Origin of the sequence: Pelagibacterium sp. (genome assembly GCF_035555455.1) — a bacterium.
Taxonomy (GTDB): domain Bacteria; phylum Pseudomonadota; class Alphaproteobacteria; order Rhizobiales; family Devosiaceae; genus Pelagibacterium.
In genome coordinates, this window is sequence record NZ_DATMGM010000008.1 from 16560 (window position 1) to 33592 (window position 17033).

Here is a 17033-nt window from a genome sequence, read left to right on the forward strand (position 1 = left end):
GCGAGAGGATGGTGAGCGTCAGGCCTTGCGCACCGAGCTCCGCCAGACGGGCAGCGCTTCGAACCGGGTGGGTTCGCGAAGGGTGTCGGAACGGGTCGGCTGATCGATCAGGCTGACGATGTACTGGGCGATGGCATCGACCGGCTGGGCGAAGGTGGTGAGTTGGTAGGAGGACCAGCCCGCCTGCTCGATATCATCGAAGCCGACAACGCTCAGATCGTTCGGGATGCGCAAGTGGAAATCATGGCGCGCCGCATCCATGAATCCCAGTGCCAGCAAATCGGTGACGCAGAAAACGCCATCCGGACGGTCTGATTGTCCGAGGATGAGCCGGGCGGCCTCAACGCCAGAGCTATAGGCTGTAGGCCCGCGCCTGATCACGTCGACGCTGGTTCCGGCTTCGTGCGCCGCTGCGACAAACGCTGTCTCCCGAGCCGCGAGTGAAGCCGAGCCAACCTCGGACGTGACAACGGCCATCCGCGAGCAGCCGGCTTCTTGCAGCATGGCAAAGGCCGCGCGCGCTGAACGGCGGTTGGAGACGACGATTGAATCCGGTCCGGGAACGGGGTCGTCGCGATTGATTAAGATGACATGCTGGCCATTGGCGAGGCAGGTTTCGATCAGGGAAGGATCGGGCTGGCCCGAAAGCACAATGGTGGCATCGGCGCGATAATGCAGCGTCTGGCGCAGGGCGGCTTCAGAATTGGTGGCCTCGCCGGAGGTGTTGATCACCATGGCGACCTTGTTGGCGTTCTGGAGGTGCCGGGTGAGCGATGTCAACATGCGGGATTGGTGCGGGGTGTCGATATTGGCACCGACAAGCGAGACGATATTGCTGCGATCATGGATGAGGCCGCGGGCGAGGTGGTTGACGTGATAGCCCAGCTCCGCTGCCGCCGCGAGTACCCGCTGGCGGGTGGATGGAGAGACGCTGGCGCCTTGCGTGAAGGTGCGGGACACGGCGGATCGTGAGACCCCGGCGCGGTCGGCGACCTGCTGGGCGCTGACGAAAGTTTTGCCTGAATTCTTGTCCACGTGCTTGCGTTCCCTGGCCGAATCCTGGTGGCGGTTTCTCTGAAACAGTCTCTTGCACACCTGTGCTGTGGGTTCAATGATTTCAACGAGTTGATGAGGCGGTTTGCCATGTAGTCCTACAATGTAAGATTATATTGACGCTGCATGAGGCCTCGGCCTACACGAGAGGGAGACAGTGGCCAAGGGTAGGAGGCGCGGCGCCATGATGGATATGACGGTACTGCTCAGCGAGCAGGACAGAGAGGTTTTCGAGCTTTCGGGGCAGGGCAAGCGGGCCGGACCGGGCAAGCGGCCAGCCCTGATGGTGATCGATGTCAGCTATGCCTTTTGCGGCGAAAAAAGCGAGCCGATCGCGGAGTCGGTCAAGAAGTGGCGCACCTCGTGCGGCAGCATTGCCTGGGACGCGCTGCCCCGGATCGCGCGGCTTTTGGAGACGGCGCGGGCGCGCAATCTGCCGATAATCTACACCACCGGCCAGCGGCGGCAGGATGGTTGGGACAGCGGCGCGTGGCGCTGGAAGAACCGCCGCGTGGGCGAAGGTGCGCCCGATCTGGGCGTCGATGGTTACGATATCATGCCCCAGATCGTACCCGAGAGCCGCGACATCGTCATCCGCAAACTCAAGCCCAGCGCGTTCTTTGCCACGCCGCTGCAAGGGTTCCTGACCCAGTTGGGGGTCGACTCGCTGATCATCGCGGGAACGACCACCAGCGGGTGCGTGCGGGGCACTGTGGTTGATGCGTTCAGCCTCAACTACAAGGTGTCGGTGGTGGGCGATTGTTGCTTCGATCGCTACGAAGCATCCCATATTATGAGCCTGTTCGACATGAACGCCAAATATGCCGATGTGATCAGTGCCGAGGAGGCCGATGCGGCGCTGAAAGCGTTGCCGGACGGGCTTTTCGAGCTTCCGGGCCGGTAAAAACCCCTGCCGGACCGGCCATGAAGTCCAGGCAAACCTTGAGCAAAAAATGCATGGACCTGTGCAAAATCAAGCACCGGGATGGCAATAAATTGCCAACCGGAAATTGGGAGCGCCCGGGGACGCCGGTTCAGGCCCGGGTTGCTCCCGTCAATGCCTCTTTGGCGGTCGCCCGCCGGAGGGTGGCGACGAGGACGAGGCCGGTCAGCCCGATCAGGGCGAACAGCGGATAGATGTGCGCCCAGCCGAAGCGCTCGACCCAGACGGCGAACAGGGCCGGTCCGGCCAATTGACCGATCGAGGAGGCTTGCTGGACCAGCCCCAGCGCCAGCATCAATTGCGTGGCGCCCGGAGCAAAGCGCGGCATGCTGGCAATGACCGAGGCGGGGAGCAGCGCGGCGAACCCCATGCAGGCGATGGCCGCCACGGCGAGCAGGGCGGCGGGCATGGCGGGGGAAAAGATCGCGAACCCGGTGACGCCAACAACACCAAACACCCCGGCAAGGATCACGGTGAGGGAAACGCCGGCGCGCAGCACAAGGCCCGCACCGATATTGCCCACGGCATTGGCGGTGAGAATGGCGGCTGAAAACGCGCCCGCTGTCGCCAGCGACAGATCGAGCCGCTCGATAAGGAAGGTGGGCAGGAAAGTGGCGAGCGCAAAATACTGGATGGTATAGAGCGCAAAGCACAGGGCCAGCAGCAGCGGGATCGGGGCGCGCAACGCGTCCCACGCAGCGCGGGGAGAGAGTCGGGCCGGGCGGGCGATTGCCTGGCTCGAACGGCCCCCAACCCCGAGCAGCACCAGGGCGTGCAGGGTCGCCAACGAGCCATTGAATATCCACAACACCCGCCAGTCACCCTGCATGATGAAGGGGCCCGCCACCATCATCGCCAGTGCGCCGATCGGGATGTAGGCCGACCAGAAGGCAAACACCACCTGTTGATGGCCGGGGGTGACGGCGCTGCGCAACAGCGGCGGACACGCAACCACCATGGCGAGAAATCCGGCCCCTTCGAGGACGCGGCTGGCAATCAGCACCGGAGCGCCGGTGGCGGCGGCACCGATAAAGCTGCCCAGAGCGATGGCCAGCAGGCCGGTGATGACGACGGCGCGGGTGCGAAAGAACGACACCAGATAGCCGGTGGCGAACCCGCCGATGACGCCAAGGAGCGCATAGGCCCCGGCCACCCAGGAAATGGTGACAAGGCTCAGGCCCAGATCAACCTGGAGCATGGGGACGGCGATGGCGAGCTTGCCGATCTGGCAGGCACCGATGATGCCGGCGATGATGATCAGGCAGACCTGCGTCCAATCGGTGGTGTGCGGCAAGGTCCTCTCCCCTTTTCCTTGTGGTCCGTTTGCCAGCCGCAAGGCGGATGGGCAAGGGCAATGGCGCAGGCGCGGCGCGATTGGGGTTTTAAGACAGCAGCGCAAGGGCAGGTCCCGATGGCGGCGCTGGGGCGTGGGATGCGGGGTGTTCTGGCTGCTGGCCTTGGCGACTTGGGTGGGCTCAGCTGCCCCTCATCCGGTGCGCTTTGCGGTCCCCTTATCCCCGGATGGGGGAGAAGGGCGCGCACTTGGTAGAGGCTGGGGAAAAAGCGGGGGGCGCTGCCGGTTACTGGATCCCGGATCCGGTATGCTCAAGCGTTGCGGATCGTGCGCGCGGTGTGGTTGGTGCGTATGAGGATTTCCGGGAACGGCGGGAAAACAGGCAGGCGTGGGGACTGGGGCTTGATCTCTCCCCGGCCCCTTCCCCTGAAGGGGAGGGGGAAGGGCGCGGTGGTGGTGGCGGGGGCACGGTTTTGACTCTGCCGGTTACTGGATCCCGGATCAGGTCCGGGATGACAGCGTTGGGGCATGGGGCGCGGGGTGTACTGGCTGCTGGCGACTCGGATGGGCTCAGCGGCCTCTCATCCGGCCGCTTTGCGGCCATCTTCTCCCCCGGATGGGGAGAAAGGGGAGATGAACGCGGCGCGATTGGGGTTGAATAAACTCCGGGGAACCGCAAAACTGGCGTGTCCGGCGGGGTGAGGGGGCCGGGGGAGGCCGTCCCTTGGGGGCCGGGCGCGGGATGGAGCACCAAGAGATCGATGGGCCGGGACTGGTGGACCTGCTGCGGCGCAGGGCGGGGCTGGTCGCGGTCGTGCTTGCGCTCTGCCTTGGTGGTGCCGGGGGAGCGGTGCTGGCGCTGACGCCGCTCTACAGCGCCTCGGCGCTGGTGCTGGTCGATCCCTCGCGCACCTTGCTGCTCGACCCCGAAACCGTGGGGGCGCGTCCGGCGGCGGACGGGGTGCGGGTGGAGTCCGAAGTTGAAATCCTGCGCTCGGATGCGGTGCTGCTCGATGTGGTGATCGCGCTCGATCTGGCCGGAGATGCGGAATTTATAGGTCCCAGGGGCTGGGGCGAGCGGCTGCTGGCGCTGCTGGGGGCGGGGGAGGCCGCGCCGCCGCAAGGCGATGTGGCGCTGCGCACGGCGCTCGACGGATTAAAGCAAACCATATCCGTGCGGCGGCGCGGCCAGACGGCGGTGATCGCCATCGAGGCGCGTTCGCGCGATCCGCACAAGGCGGCGCGCATCGCCAATGGACTGGCCGCCGCCTATATCGACGCGCAAACCCTCGCCAAGATCGAAGGGGTTCTGGCAGCCAGCGCCGTGCTCGACGCGCGGGTGGAGCTGGCGCGGCAGGCGGTTTTGCGCGCTGAGGCGGCGCTGGCCGGGCTGACCGAAGTCGGGAGTGAGGGTGAGGCGGAGAGTGCGGTTGTGCCGGCGGGGTTCGAACCGGGGCAGGCGGGCGGCGACGGGATTGGCGGGATGGGCAACGCGGAGGCGCGGCGGGCGGTGGATGTGGCGCGCAGTCACTATCACGGGCTGTTGGAGCGCAGCGGGGCGCTCAGCGTCGAGGCGGAGTTGCAGATCGCCGACAGCCGGATCGTTTCGGCGGCGCTGGCGCCGATGGCGCCGAGTTTTCCCAATACGCAACTAATCCTCATGGCCGCCGGGTTTATCGGATTGGGGCTGGGGGTCGGGCTGGCGCTGATCACCGAGCATGTGGTGGGCGGGTTTTCGGGCGAAAACCAGCTGGCGCTGGTCACGCAACTTCCCGTGGTGGGCACGGTGCCGCGCCAGCGGTTGGCGGGCGGCATCGAGACGGTGGCCGATGCGGTGATTGCCGCGCCGCTCTCGCCCTTTGCCGAAGCGGTGCGCCGGGTGCGGGCCGGGATCGACCAGCATCTGCGCCGGGCGGGGAGCGTGGAGGCCGCGCGGGGGACGGTGCTCGTCGTTGCCTCGGCGGTGGCGGGAGAGGGCAAATCCACGCTGGCGCTGTCTCTGGCGCGGGCCTCTGCGCAGGCGGGCAAAAAGACCCTGCTGATCGATTGCGACCTGCGCGATCCGGTGATCCACACCCTGATGGGGCTCGCTCCCGGCACCGGATTGGTCGATTATCTGAGCGGGCGCGGCGGGGGCGAGGCGCTGGCGGCGCTGGCCTGCCATGAGCCTGAAACCGGGCTGAGCGTGGTGGTGGGCGCGGGGCGTCCGGACAGTGCCACCGACCAGTTGATCGCCGGAAGCGCCTTTGCAGACCTGATCGCGGCGGCGGCGAGAACTTTCGAATGTGTGGTGCTCGATACCCCGCCGGTGCTCTCGGTGGTCGACGGGCAGTATGTTTCCCAGTATGCCGATGCGGTGTTGTTCGTGGTGCGCTGGTCATCGACGGCTCAGGCCGAGGTGCGCAAGGCGCTGGCGCGGCTCGAACAGGCGAAAAACCCGCGGGCGCTGACGCTGGGCGTCCTCAATCAAAAGACGCGCGGCAAAAAGCGTCATGACAGGACCTATGATATCCATCCCCACACAAGACAGTGAACCGGCCATCGCCTTTGGAACCTCGGGCCTGCGCGGCCGGGCCGAAGGCTTCACCAAGGCGGCGGTGTTTGCCCATGTGGCGGCGTTTCTCGACACGGCCTGTGGCGCGAGCGCGGCGCGCCGGGTGGTGATCGGGCGCGATCTGCGCCAGTCGAGCCCGCAGATTGCCGGGCTGGTGGGCGGCGCGGTGCGGGCATTGGGCTGGGAGCCGGTCAATGGCGGGACGGTGCCGACCCCGGCGCTGGCTGCCTATGCGTTGGCGCGAAACCTTCCGGCGATCATGGTGACGGGCAGCCATATTCCGGCAGACTATAACGGGTTGAAATTTTATCGCCCCGAGGGGGAATTGCTCAAGGCCGACGAAGCGCCGATCCGGGACAAGGTGGCTCGGGGTGAGGGCGGAATACCCGAGTTTGCGCCGGAACTGGGGCCGGAAGAGCCGGGGGTGGCGCGGGACTATGTGCGGCGCTATCTCGACGCGGTTGGCGCGGACACGCTGGCCGGATTGCGCATCGGAGTGTTCGAGCATTCGGCGGTGGGGCGAGACCTGTTGGCCGAAATCCTAGCCGGGCTGGGGGCGGAGTGCGTAGCGCTGGGGCGCAGCGACATGTTCGTCGCCGTCGATACTGAGGCGGTGGAGCCGCACACCCTTGCGATGCTGCGCGCGGCGGTGGCGCGGGAGGGGTTTGACGCTGTGGTGTCGGCGGATGGCGATGGCGACCGGCCCCTGCTGATCGATGCGACGGGCAGGCAGATCAATGGCGATGTGCTGGGGGCGCTGACGGCGCGCTGGCTGGGGGCGGAAACTGTGTTGACGCCGTTGACCTCGACCAGCGCCGTTGAGGCCAGCGGGTGGTTCACAAACGTGATCCGCACGCGGATCGGCTCGCCCTATGTGGTCGAGGCCATGGCGGCGGTTGACGGCGCGGGGGTCGTCGGGTTCGAGGCCAATGGCGGATTTTTGACCGGCAGTGTGTTTGCGCTGGGGCCGGGGACCCTTGGGTCGGGGACATTGTCTCCTTTGCCGACGCGCGATGCGGTATTGCCGCTGATCGGGGTGCTGGCCGAGGCGCGGGCGCGCGGGGTGAGCGTGGCGGATTTGGCGGCCCAGCTGCCCCGGCGGGTGATGGCGGCGGACCGGCTCAAACAGATCGCGCCCGACAGGGGGCAGGCGTTTGTCGAGGCGATGGCGCGGTCGGCGCAGATGCGCGGCGATATCGATGCGGTGTTGAACCGGCCGGTGGCGATCGATACCACCGACGGGACGCGGCTGGTGCTGGGCGAGGGAAGAATCGTGCATTTCCGCCAGTCGGGCAACGCGCCGGAATTGCGTTGCTATGTAGAGACCGCGAGCGCGGCCCAAACCGAGGCGCTGCTGGCGCGCCTGATGGCGCGGCTGGCCGCCCATTTCCAAACCGAGTGAGTGTGACATGACTTCCCCAATCGATACAGCGCAAGGGCGCATCACACCGATCATCCTCGCGGGGGGCACCGGTACACGGTTGTGGCCGATGTCGCGGACGGCGCGGCCCAAGCAGTTTCTCGCGCTGGTGGGCACGCAGAGCCTGTTTCAGGAAACGCTGCTGCGGCTGGGGGGCGACACGCGCTATGGCGCGCCGGTGATCGTGACCAATGAGGAGTATCGGTTTCTGGTGGCCGAACAGGCGCAGGAAGTGGGGATCGTGCCGGCCAGCATCGTGCTCGAACCGGCGATGCGCAATACCGCTCCGGCCATTGCTGCGGCGACGCTGATCGCGGCGCGGGACGGCGAGGAGCGGCTGGTGCATGTATTGCCGTCCGATCATCTGGTGACCGTCGATGATGCCTATCGGGCGACCCTCGATATCGCCGAGCGGGCGGCGCTGGAGGGGAGTCTCGCGACCTTCGGGATCACCCCGACCGAGCCGGCCACCGGGTTCGGTTATATCGAGGCGGGGGAGAAGCTGGCTTCGGGCGCACACCGGGTGAAGCGGTTTGTCGAAAAGCCCGATGCGGAGCGGGCGGCGGCGCTGATCGCCATGGGCGACCATTACTGGAATTCGGGCATGTTCCTGTTCCGGGCCGGGGATTTTCTGGCCGAATGTGCAGCGCTGGCGACCGAGGTGCTGGAGGCTGCCGAAACGGCGGTGGCGCGGGCGTGCGAAGACCTCGACTTCCTGCGGCTCGACGCCGAGGCGTTCGCGGTGGCACCCGAGATTTCCGTCGACTATGCGATCTTTGAAAAGACCGCGCTGGCGGCGGTGGTGCCTTCGCCGATCGTGTGGTCGGACCTGGGCTCGTGGGACGCGGTGTGGAAGAGCGGCGCACGCGACGCGGACAACAATCTGGGAATCGGCAATGTGACGCTCAATGGGCTGACGCGCTCGCTGGTGATTTCGCAGGGCCATCACGTGGTGGTGGACGGGCTCGATGACGTGGTGGTGCTGGCCAGCGAGGATGCGGTTTATGTGGGGCGGCTGTCGGAGGCGCAGGCGGTGGGCGCGGTGGTCAAGCAGCTCAAGGCCGATCCGCAAACCCGGCATCTGACGGAAATCCACAGGACCAGCTATCGGCCCTGGGGCGGGTATGCCTCGGTGCTGGACGGCGAGCGGTTTCAGGTCAAGCGGCTGTTCGTCCATCCGGGCAAGCGGTTGAGCCTGCAAAAGCATTTCCACCGCTCCGAGCACTGGATCGTGGTGCGCGGCACCGCCGAGGTGCAGGTGGGCGACACCGTGCGCACTGTGCGCGAGAACGAGAGCGTCTATATCCCGCAAGGCGAACTGCACCGGCTGGGCAATCCGGGCAAAATCCTGCTCGAACTGGTGGAAGTGCAGACGGGATCGTATCTGGGCGAGGACGATATCGTGCGGGTGGAGGACGAATTCGGGCGCTCGTAAATTTGCTGTTTATCCCCGTGGTCCGGGCCCCGGTTATGCTGGCGGCGTGGGACAAAAGGGAGAGCGGCCTATGGTCAATCGTTTCGGGAACCGGGCGTCGAGCATCGACGGGCCGGCAACGCATGGATTTGCCATCACCCCCGATGATGCGGCGGAGCTGGGGGAACTGACGCGGGCGATCTTTGTGGGGGGCAGCGGGGCGCTGAGCGTGGTGCTGGCATCGGGGGCCGAAGTCAGCTTTGCCGGGCTGCCCTCGGGAGCGCTGCTGCCGGTGCGGGCGCGGATCGTGAAGGCCACCGGGACAACGGCCTCGGCGCTGGTCGGGCTGGTGTAGCGATGAAGCTCGGGCTGGGGCTGGGAACGCAAGGGGTGGTTGGCCCCTGGTGGCAGGAGGGCGACCTGTATGCCGCCGATTTCGTGCTGCGACGCTTTATGGCGGGCGGACTGGAGGCCGGATTTGCCGAAATATGCGCGTTCGACCGGGCGGGGGCGGCTTACGCCCATCGCAGCGACGGGCGGCTGGTGCGGTTTGGGTCGGGCGTGCCGCGGCTGACCCAGGACGGATTGCTGCTGGAGGGGGACGGCACCAATGCGGTGCGGCATTCCTCGGGGCTGGGACAGACCGCGAGTTGGGGGCGCAGTGGCAACGCCAATGTCACCGGCCAGCGGCTGGCGCTGGGGGCCCTGGTGCTTGAAGAGTGCACGGTGACCGGCTCGGCGGGGCAGAACCAGTGGAGCCAGTTTGCCGGCAGTGACCGGCTGACGGTGCCGCCCGGTCAGGTCGGGGTGGTGTCCCATTATATCAAAGCCGGGCAATCGCCGCGCACCCGCACCCATGCGGTGGACGGGGCCGGGGCGACGGCAACCATCTGGAATTGGGAAGACGGGGTGCCCAGCGTCAACGCCACCATCGTCAACAATCCGGGGCGGACCAGCCATGCGGGCAGCGGCAGCCAGCGGATCGGCGCGGATGTGTGGCGGGTGTGGACGGCGTTCCGCAATGAGTCGGGGATGGCGCTCTCTTATGGGGCGACGGTGATGATTTCCGACGCGGACCCCAATCCCTATGCCTCGGCCTGCTGGGTTGGCGGCAATCAGCTGGAATTGGGGGAGAGGCCGGGTTCGCTGATCCCGACGACGGGGAGCGTGGGGCACAGGAGCGCCGACAGTCTGAGCCTGCTACTGCCGCAGGCGGGGCTCGACGTAGCGCTGGTTTTTGCCCATGGGCGCGACGAGATCGGCGGCGCGGGGGCGGTGCAGCCGGTCGCGTTCGGGCGGATGGCGGTGCTGGAAAGCGTGCGGGCGGGCTAGCGTTTGCACCGGATTGCGGGCGGCCCAGACCATGCCGAGCAGCAGCCAGAACAGGGTGGCGAAATAGAGTTCCGTGGCCAGATGCAGAAAGAAAAACCCCACGCCATAGATCGCCACCCAGACGGCGAGCAGCAGCGGGGCAGTGGGGCCGGCAAGCGGCGCGCGGGCCGCGCGGACAAGGGCGGGCAGGGGGCGGACGACCAGAAAGAGGATGCAGAGCATACCGATCAGCCCGCTGCGCACGGCAAGATCGAGCCAGCCATTTTCGGCAAGGATCATCTGGCCGTGATCGAGATTGGGCTGGGGGCGAACCCGGAACCCGTCGCCGAACGGGGTGAACAGGCCGTGTTCGAGGGCCATGGCGATCCGGCCCAGCCGGACCGCATCGCCGCTATCGAGGGTTGAGGTGCCGGTGAGCGTGGCGAGGGTTTCGATCGAACGGCCAAGGGCGTTGGGGCCAAAGGACAGCTCGGGCCCCAGCAGCATGGCGGCGATAAGCAGCGGCGCGGCAAGGCTGGCGACGGCGAGAGCAGGCCGGGAGCGGGCGCGCCCGTTTTTCCAGATTATGATGGCCAGCCCGGCGAGCGCGGCGAGCAGCGCGGCTCGCGACCAGGATTGGACGAGCGCTGCCAGCAGGACACAGGCACCGGGCCCGGCGAGCCAGGGGCAGGCCAAGGGTTTGTGCCGGGCCGGGGGCAAAAGAGCGCCCACCAGCACCACGGCGGAAACCGCCATCAGCATGGGGAAGAACCGCTTCATCTTGGGATTGGCGAAGGGGCCGATGGTGTCGGAAAGCTGGCCGAAGCGGGCGGGCGTGCCGGTGAAGGCCGCGTCAAGCGCATACAGGAGCGTGAACGCAGCGACAAACAGGGCGCACCAGACCAGAAGGGCGGTTATGGCGCGGTTTTGAGTTCTGGCATCGGGCAGGGTGGAGATGAGGCCGTACCCGAGGATAAAATAGAGGGTGGGGGCGACGGTCTGGGCAAAGCGCAGCAGGCGCTGGTCTGGCGCGCCTTCGGCGTCGGGGGTGAAAAGACCCAGCATCAGGCCCAGCGCCGCCGACAGGACGAACAGCAGCAGCGCATAAAACGCGGCGGCGGGGAGACGCCGGGGCGGGCTGAGCAGCAGCACCAGCGGGATCAAGAGCAGCGACAGGGGCAGGATGGTGACCCCGATCAGATCGGCGGAATAGGGGGTGGCGAGTTGGACACCTTGCGGCGCGGGGATGATAAAGACCGGCAGGACGATAAGCAGCGCCACGAGGGGGATGGCTTTTTGCCTTGCGGGGTTTGGGGCCGGGGGCGCGAGGGGGCTCATGCGGGCGCCCGCGCGCGGAGGGGGCGCGCCCAAAAGACATGGGCGGAGGCAAACAGCGAACAGAGCGCCCGTGTGCAGATCAGCGTCGCGATGGCGAGGCAATAGTGCAAAAGGGTGGGCGGGGCGCTGGCGAGCACGGCGGCAAAGAGCATGACCGAGAGGCTGATCGAGACCAGTTCGGCGCGGGGGCGACCGGCCATGAGCAGGAACGTTTCGGAATTGCCCAAAGCGATCCGCAGGCTCTGGGCGGCGATGAGGATGGCCAGCGGGGTTTGCGCGGCCAGGGCTTTGGGGACGAACAGGGCGAGCAGCGGGGCCGCGCCGAGCCAGAGCCCCAGCGCCAGCGGCAGGGCAAGGGCCGATTGCAGGCGCGCGATGTGCCAATACAGGTGCCGCGCCGCATCGGGGGACATGGCGCAGGCCCGGGCGAAGCGGGGGGCGGCATAGGCCCCGACCGCCTGGGCGATGGTGGCCAGTAGACCGGCAACGCCGGTGAGGATGGCGAGCACACCGATTGCGACGGGATCGAGCAGAAACGGCGCGACGAGACCGTGCAGGCGGGAATAGCCGATGGTGGCAAGGCTGGTGCTCCAATAGGCCAGGATTTTGGCCCGGCCTTCGGCTTGCAGATGGGCGCGGAGGACCGGCAAGGCGGGGCCGGGGTGGAGCCGGGCGCGGGGCAGGGCGGCGAGGGCGGCGGCCACAATTGTAGCCAGGGCATAGAGCGCTGCCGGGCCATGGGGGGCAAGCGCCGGAAGGGCCAGCGCGGCGAGGGTGAGCAGCGGGACGGCGGACAGTTCCAGAAACAGCGCAAGTTCGGGGTGCTGGCGGGCTTTGCACAGGTCGGCGCGGAGCGATAGCGTCGCCTGTCCGACCCCGGCGGCGGCGAGCAGAAGGGGCGACGTGAGGGCGGGCGGCGCAAGCAGGGCGGAGGCGGCGAGGGCGATCGACAGCGCCGCGCCAAGGGTGGCGAGCCAGGCGGCGGCATGGTGGAGGGGGCCGGGCGCGGGGCCAGAGACGGCCAGAGCCCGGAGGAAAAATTTGGGCAGGCCGAGCGCGAACAGGGTGCCGAGCAGGGCGGTGGTGGCGATGGTAACGTAAAGCTGTCCGGTGGTCTCGGGGCCGTGATGGCGCATCGCGACCAGAAGCAGCGCGAAATTGATGGCGGTGCCGACCAGCCGCGCGAACAGGGTGGTTAGCGGGCGCAGGGCGGCGAGGGGGAGAACCGCCATGGCGCTCAGCTTTCCGGGTAGCCGAGGGCGGCGAGCACCGGGCCGAGGCGCTGATTGGCGCGGCGCAGCGTGGCCGGATCGTAGGCGGTGCGCCACTTTTGTGTGCCGCCGGTGTGGAAGGTGTGCGATTTTTGCGGCGCGATGGCGGTGGCGAGGCGGGCGGCAAGCGCCTGTTGATCGCCGGGCCAGCGGGCGCGGGAGGCGAAGGCGGCGCTGATGCGGGCGAGGGTTTTGGCGCGCGCCGGGCCGAAAAAATCCTCATAGCGCAGGACCAGCGTATCGGGGGCAGCGAGCCAGCCGAGATAGGGAGCGAGGCGCTGTTCGCAGGAAGGGTAGCGGGCGTCAAACCCCTCGATGGCGAGGCGCAGCCTTGCGGTGGGATCGTCAAGGCGGCGGAAGGGACGGTGCATGCGGTGCCAGCGGTTCATGGTGGCGAGGTAATGGGCTTCCGAGAGCAGGACATCGCGGGGATCGCGGCAGACGAACAGGTGCAACACGCCGGAGGCCCGCAGGGCGGTTTCGCTGTTTTGGGAATGAAAAAGATGGGCACCAGCGACCTCGCCGGGCAAGAGGCGGCCAAGGCGGCGGGCCAGCGCCTCGGGGGTGCGCGGGCGCAGGGTCAGCGAAGGGGTGGTGGCGATGAACGTGCCCCAATAGTGCGTTTCGGGCAGGGCGCGGGCGAGTTGCAGCACCAGATGGGTGCCGCTTTTGGGGATGGAATTGACCAGAACGGGCGGGCGGGCATGGGCGGCGCTGGGCCAGGGGCGCAGGGCGGCGCGGGGCAGGCGCAGTCCTATAGCCAGCGCCTTGCGCAGGACGGGGCTGGCGCGGAGCGGGGCCGTGTCGAACAGGGTGCTCATGGGGTGGCCGGGGAAAGGTCGGTTTCGAGCTGGGTACAGAGGGCGTCATAGAGAGCCAGTTCGGCATCGAGGCGGGCGATGCGCAGGCTTGCGGCGGCGGCGGAGTGTTCGAACGCGTTGATCGAGGCCTCGTCTTGCGCAGGCCGGGAGGCAAAACCGGCGGCGGTTTCCAGCGCGGTGGCGGCGCGGTCATAATGATCGCGCATGCGGGCGGCGAGCCCTTCGCGCTCACGCAGGGCATCGGCGCGCTGACGCTCGATGGCGTCGGCGATGGCGGCGCGGCGCATGGTGTCGGTGCGGGCGTCGCGGTGGGGGGCGCGGGTTCTGAAGAGGGACAGGGTTTTCATGTGAAATCGCTTTCGGTTTGCCAGCGGCGCAAGGCCTCGACCAGCGGGGTGGGAAAGCGCCAGCCGCGCGCCATCAGCTCATGGGGATAGACATTGGTGGCGTCGATCAGCTTGCGGAGGCGGGCGCGGTTGATGGCGGTGGGAACACCGAGGCGGGCGAGGGCTTCGAACCCCAGCGCGGCGAGGGTGATGGCGGGTTCGGGGACGACGAGGCTGGGCCGTTTGAACCCGGCGGCGTCGGCAAAGGCACAGGTGATCGCCTCGACGGTGGTGCGTTCGGGATAGGCATAGATAAAGCGGATCACCGGTTCGTCGAACGCTTCCATGAAGCGCAGGCAGGCAGCAAGATCGCAGACCGGGGCGCAGGCCTTGATGGTGTCCTTGCGGGCCGGAAAGACGAAGCGGTTTGATCTCAACAGGCGGGCGAGGCGGGTGAAATTGCCGTTTTCGCCCGGGCCGAAGGTGACGGCCGGGCGCACGATCACCAGCTTGCGGGCGGGGTCGGCGGCCTGCCAGTCGGTATGGATTCGTTCGGCGATGAGCTTGGAGCGGCCATAGGCGGTGGTGGGGCGCGGCGTGGTGCGCTCGTCGGCCTGCTGCTCGACCGGGCCGTAAATGCCGATGGTGGAGGCAAAGACCATAAGGCGCGTGTCGTGCGCGGCGGCGAAGCGGCACACTTCGAGCGCGCCCCGCACATTGGTGTCGAAATAGTCGCGGTCGGGGTGGCCGGGGGTGCGGTGAATGGCGGCGAAATTGTAGATCTCGACCGGCCCGGAGACGTCGAGGGCGATGGGCTGGCGCACGTCGAGGGGGACATGGATGATCTTGGGACCGGTTTCGCGCGGCGGGCACAGATCGGCGATGACGATGCGGGAAATGGCGGGTTCGGCGGCGAGGGCGCGGGCCAGATGGGTGCCGAAAAAGCTGCTGCCGCCGAAGAGGATGGCTGTCTTGCTCATGGGATTTGCCTTTGCGGGGTGAGGGCGGCGCGGAAGATGGCGTCGAAGCGGTCGGCAATCGGGGCGATGGCGAAATGGGCTTCGGCATAGCGGCGTCCGGCGCGACCGGCTCTGGCGGCGCGCACAGGGTCTGCGGCAAAGGCACGGGCGGCGGCGACAAACCCCGACGGATCATCGGGGTCGTCCACGATGCCAGCGCCCGAAGCGCGGACGATGCGAGCGGCGTGGTTGTCGGCCGGGGCGGCGAGGACGATGGGCCGGGCGGCGCAGAGGTAGCTGAGCACTTTCGAGGGCACCGAATAGGTCCCGGCTTCGCGCCCGATTACCGCCAGAAGCACATCGGCGGAGGCGAGGACCAAGGGCAGCGTTTCGACCGGTTGCAGCGGCAAGAGGGTCAGCGCGGGCAGATGGGCAGATTGGCGCTTGAGGCGGTCCGCGCCTGCGCCCGCCGAGACGACGATCACTGAGCCGGTGTCGCCCAGCGCGGTGGCGAGGGCGGACAAGAGGGTGGGGTCGTGCTTGAGGCCGAGCGTACCGCAATAGACAAAGCGCGGGCCGGTCGGCAGGCCCTGGGTGCGCGCCCATTCGGTGTCGCGCGGGCCGGTGGGTATCGCTTCGAGCGGGGCCCAGTTGGGGATGATTGACGTGCGTTGTTTCGGGATGCCCCAGCGTTCGGAACGGGGGCGAAAATCTTCGGTGATGTGGATCAGATGGGCGGCACTACGCATCTGCCGCCGTTCGAGATGGGCGTACCACGCGCCAATCGCATGGCCGGGGCCGGGGAGGCGGCGGGCGAGCAGGCGAGCGACGGCGAGGGAATAGAAATCCTGACACCAATGGACCAGGGGGATGCCGAGCGCGGTGCAGCGGGCGGCGATGCGGTGCTGGGCCTCGGTGGGGGTATTGCCCGAAAGGACGAGATCGGGGCGGATGGCCTCGATAAGGGCGGCAAGGGCCGCGCCATAGGCGAGATCGCCCCGGCGGCGGCGCAGGAATCCGGTTTTGGAATAGGCAAAGCCGATATCGACGGGGGCGAAGTCGAGGGTCTGTGGATCGGATGAGAGGCGGCGCAGCGCGCCCTTGGGGCCGGGATCCTGCCGGAAAAAGGCGTGGAGAACGGTGTGGCCGCGCCGGGCCAGTTCGCGCGACAGATCGGCCTGAAACGGGTGGCCGGCATAGTCATGGATCAGCACCCGATAGGGGGCTTGCCCGCTGCGGGGGAGCGTGTCGTGGCGCGGCGCGCGCGGGTCAGGCGGCGGTGGGGTGCCGCTGGGCGGCGACCCGATCTGCAATCCATCCATAGGTCTGCTCCATGCCCCGGCGGAGAGTCCAGGCCGGGCTCCAGCCCAGCACCTCCCCGATCAGCCGGTTGTCGGAAGTGCGCCCCCGCACACCTTGGGGGCCGGAAATATTGGTGATCGTCAGTGTTTTGCCCGACAGCGCGATGGCCAGTCTGGCCAGATCATTGATGGTGATCATCTCTTGGGACCCGATATTGAGCGGCAGCGCACAATCGGAGCGCATCAGGCGCGTTGTGGCGTCGAGGCAATCTTGGATAAACAGGAAGGAGCGGGTTTGCTGGCCGTCGCCCCAGACCTCGATGGCGCTGCCAGTTTCAGCCAGGGCCACCTTGCGGCAGAGGGCGGCGGGGGCCTTTTCGCGTCCGCCCTGCCATGCCCCGCCGGGGCCGAAAATATTGTGATAGCGCCCGATGCGGGTCTTGATGCCGTGGTTGCGGCGATAGGCGAGATAGAGCCGTTCGGAAAACAGTTTCTCCCAGCCATAATCGCTGTCGGGATCGGCGGGATAGGCGCTATCTTCGGCGCAGTGGGGGGCATTGGGGTCGGTCTGGTTGCGGGCGGGATAGATGCAGGCGGATGAGGAATAGAAAATCCGGCTGACGGACCGTGCCCGGCAGGCATCGAGCACGTTGAGGTTGATCAGCGCCGAATTGTGCAGGATGGCGGCGTCATTGGCGCCGGTGAAGATGTAGCCCGCGCCGCCCATATCGGCGGCGAGTTGGTACACTTCGTCAAACGGGCGATCGACGACGGCGCGCGCGAAACCGGGGTCGCGCAGATCGCCCAGGGCAAATTCATTGGCTTCGGAGCCGGGAGCAGGGGGTTCAAGGTCGACGCCGCGCACCCAAAATCCCTCGTGGCGGAGTCGGGCGACAAGATGGCTGCCGATGAAGCCGGCGGCACCGCAGACAAGGGCGGTGGGGCGGCCTGGATGGCCCGCGCCGGGGCGGGCCGTGTGTGCTGTATGCCGTGTGTCCATCGGAAGGCCCCTCCCCGAGCCTGCCGCA

The 17033-nt window shown here is 67.5% G+C and carries 14 protein-coding genes and 1 pseudogene; 6 read left to right on the top strand and 9 right to left on the bottom strand.

Features of this window, described 5'->3' with window-relative positions; all coding sequences use genetic code 11:
- Nucleotides 1-18: 18 nt before the first annotated feature.
- Complete coding sequence (locus tag VNS12_RS01435) at nt 19-1035, bottom strand: LacI family DNA-binding transcriptional regulator (RefSeq protein WP_325486060.1); 1017 nt, start codon at nt 1033-1035, stop codon at nt 19-21.
- 202 nt (nt 1036-1237) lie between these two features.
- On the opposite strand from VNS12_RS01435, the gene VNS12_RS01440 reads away from it, so the two are divergent.
- Complete coding sequence (locus tag VNS12_RS01440) at nt 1238-1957, top strand: isochorismatase family protein (protein WP_325486061.1); 720 nt, start codon at nt 1238-1240, stop codon at nt 1955-1957.
- A 130-nt stretch (nt 1958-2087) separates the two neighbouring features.
- Here VNS12_RS01440 and VNS12_RS01445 read toward each other — a convergent pair whose 3' ends face one another.
- Nucleotides 2088-3290, bottom strand: coding sequence for an MFS transporter (locus tag VNS12_RS01445; protein ID WP_325486062.1), 1203 nt, complete (start codon nt 3288-3290; stop codon nt 2088-2090).
- Nucleotides 3291-4032: 742 nt separating this feature from the next.
- Here VNS12_RS01445 and VNS12_RS01450 point away from each other — a divergent pair.
- From VNS12_RS01450 to VNS12_RS15400, 5 genes are all read left to right on the top strand, one after another.
- Complete coding sequence (locus VNS12_RS01450; protein ID WP_325486063.1) at nt 4033-5823, top strand: polysaccharide biosynthesis tyrosine autokinase; 1791 nt, start codon at nt 4033-4035, stop codon at nt 5821-5823.
- Nucleotides 5783-7246, top strand: a complete 1464-nt coding sequence (locus VNS12_RS01455; RefSeq protein ID WP_325486064.1) for a phosphohexomutase domain-containing protein — start codon at nt 5783-5785, stop codon at nt 7244-7246. Before VNS12_RS01450 ends, VNS12_RS01455 begins: the two co-directional genes overlap by 41 nt.
- A gap of 7 nt (nt 7247-7253) precedes the next feature.
- Nucleotides 7254-8699, top strand: a complete 1446-nt coding sequence (locus tag VNS12_RS01460) for a mannose-1-phosphate guanylyltransferase/mannose-6-phosphate isomerase (protein WP_325486065.1) — start codon at nt 7254-7256, stop codon at nt 8697-8699.
- Between the two features lie 70 nt (nt 8700-8769).
- Nucleotides 8770-9033 carry a spike base protein, RCAP_Rcc01079 family gene (locus VNS12_RS01465; RefSeq protein ID WP_325486066.1) on the top strand — a complete coding sequence of 88 codons (264 nt, stop codon included), beginning with the start codon at nt 8770-8772 and terminating at the stop codon, nt 9031-9033.
- Between the two features lie 2 nt (nt 9034-9035).
- Nucleotides 9036-10010 (top strand): phage head spike fiber domain-containing protein, encoded by a 975-nt coding sequence (locus tag VNS12_RS15400; RefSeq protein ID WP_414693040.1) that lies wholly within the window; start codon nt 9036-9038, stop codon nt 10008-10010.
- 219 nt (nt 10011-10229) lie between these two features.
- On the opposite strand, the pseudogene VNS12_RS01470 reads toward VNS12_RS15400, so the two are convergent.
- From VNS12_RS01470 to VNS12_RS01500, 7 genes and pseudogenes are all read right to left on the bottom strand, one after another.
- Nucleotides 10230-11327 (bottom strand): annotated as a pseudogene (locus tag VNS12_RS01470) (O-antigen ligase family protein); the annotation flags it as partial.
- Entirely contained in the window at nt 11324-12559 is a 1236-nt protein-coding gene (locus VNS12_RS01475) for a polysaccharide biosynthesis protein (protein WP_325486068.1), read from the bottom strand. The gene VNS12_RS01475 and the pseudogene VNS12_RS01470, both read right to left, overlap by 4 nt.
- Before the next feature lie 5 nt (nt 12560-12564).
- The gene (locus VNS12_RS01480; RefSeq protein WP_325486069.1) at nt 12565-13419 is read right to left on the bottom strand and encodes a hypothetical protein; all 855 of its coding nucleotides are present in this window, start codon (nt 13417-13419) and stop codon (nt 12565-12567) included.
- Entirely contained in the window at nt 13416-13766 is a 351-nt protein-coding gene (locus VNS12_RS01485) for a hypothetical protein (RefSeq protein ID WP_325486070.1), read from the bottom strand. The genes VNS12_RS01480 and VNS12_RS01485 overlap by 4 nt, the downstream gene beginning before the upstream one ends.
- A complete protein-coding gene (locus tag VNS12_RS01490) occupies nt 13763-14725 on the bottom strand; it encodes an NAD-dependent epimerase/dehydratase family protein (RefSeq protein WP_325486071.1) in 963 nt (320 codons plus the stop codon). The genes VNS12_RS01485 and VNS12_RS01490 overlap by 4 nt, the downstream gene beginning before the upstream one ends.
- Complete coding sequence (locus VNS12_RS01495) at nt 14722-16026, bottom strand: glycosyltransferase (RefSeq protein WP_325486072.1); 1305 nt, start codon at nt 16024-16026, stop codon at nt 14722-14724. Before VNS12_RS01495 ends, VNS12_RS01490 begins: the two co-directional genes overlap by 4 nt.
- Nucleotides 15974-17005 carry an NAD-dependent epimerase/dehydratase family protein gene (locus VNS12_RS01500; RefSeq protein WP_325486073.1) on the bottom strand — a complete coding sequence of 344 codons (1032 nt, stop codon included), beginning with the start codon at nt 17003-17005 and terminating at the stop codon, nt 15974-15976. The genes VNS12_RS01495 and VNS12_RS01500 overlap by 53 nt, the downstream gene beginning before the upstream one ends.
- Between the last annotated feature and the right edge of the window lie 28 nt (nt 17006-17033).

Coding starts and splice junctions, on each gene's coding strand:
- VNS12_RS01440 (WP_325486061.1), top strand. CDS start 1,238: ATGATGGATATGACGGTACTGCTCAGCGAGCAGGACAGAGAGGTTTTC.
- VNS12_RS01450 (WP_325486063.1), top strand. CDS start 4,033: ATGGAGCACCAAGAGATCGATGGGCCGGGACTGGTGGACCTGCTGCGG.
- VNS12_RS01455 (WP_325486064.1), top strand. CDS start 5,783: ATGACAGGACCTATGATATCCATCCCCACACAAGACAGTGAACCGGCC.
- VNS12_RS01460 (WP_325486065.1), top strand. CDS start 7,254: ATGACTTCCCCAATCGATACAGCGCAAGGGCGCATCACACCGATCATC.
- VNS12_RS01465 (WP_325486066.1), top strand. CDS start 8,770: ATGGTCAATCGTTTCGGGAACCGGGCGTCGAGCATCGACGGGCCGGCA.
- VNS12_RS15400 (WP_414693040.1), top strand. CDS start 9,036: ATGAAGCTCGGGCTGGGGCTGGGAACGCAAGGGGTGGTTGGCCCCTGG.
- VNS12_RS01475 (WP_325486068.1), bottom strand. CDS start 12,559: ATGGCGGTTCTCCCCCTCGCCGCCCTGCGCCCGCTAACCACCCTGTTC.
- VNS12_RS01480 (WP_325486069.1), bottom strand. CDS start 13,419: ATGAGCACCCTGTTCGACACGGCCCCGCTCCGCGCCAGCCCCGTCCTG.
- VNS12_RS01485 (WP_325486070.1), bottom strand. CDS start 13,766: ATGAAAACCCTGTCCCTCTTCAGAACCCGCGCCCCCCACCGCGACGCC.
- VNS12_RS01490 (WP_325486071.1), bottom strand. CDS start 14,725: ATGAGCAAGACAGCCATCCTCTTCGGCGGCAGCAGCTTTTTCGGCACC.
- VNS12_RS01495 (WP_325486072.1), bottom strand. CDS start 16,026: ATGGATGGATTGCAGATCGGGTCGCCGCCCAGCGGCACCCCACCGCCG.
- VNS12_RS01500 (WP_325486073.1), bottom strand. CDS start 17,005: ATGGACACACGGCATACAGCACACACGGCCCGCCCCGGCGCGGGCCAT.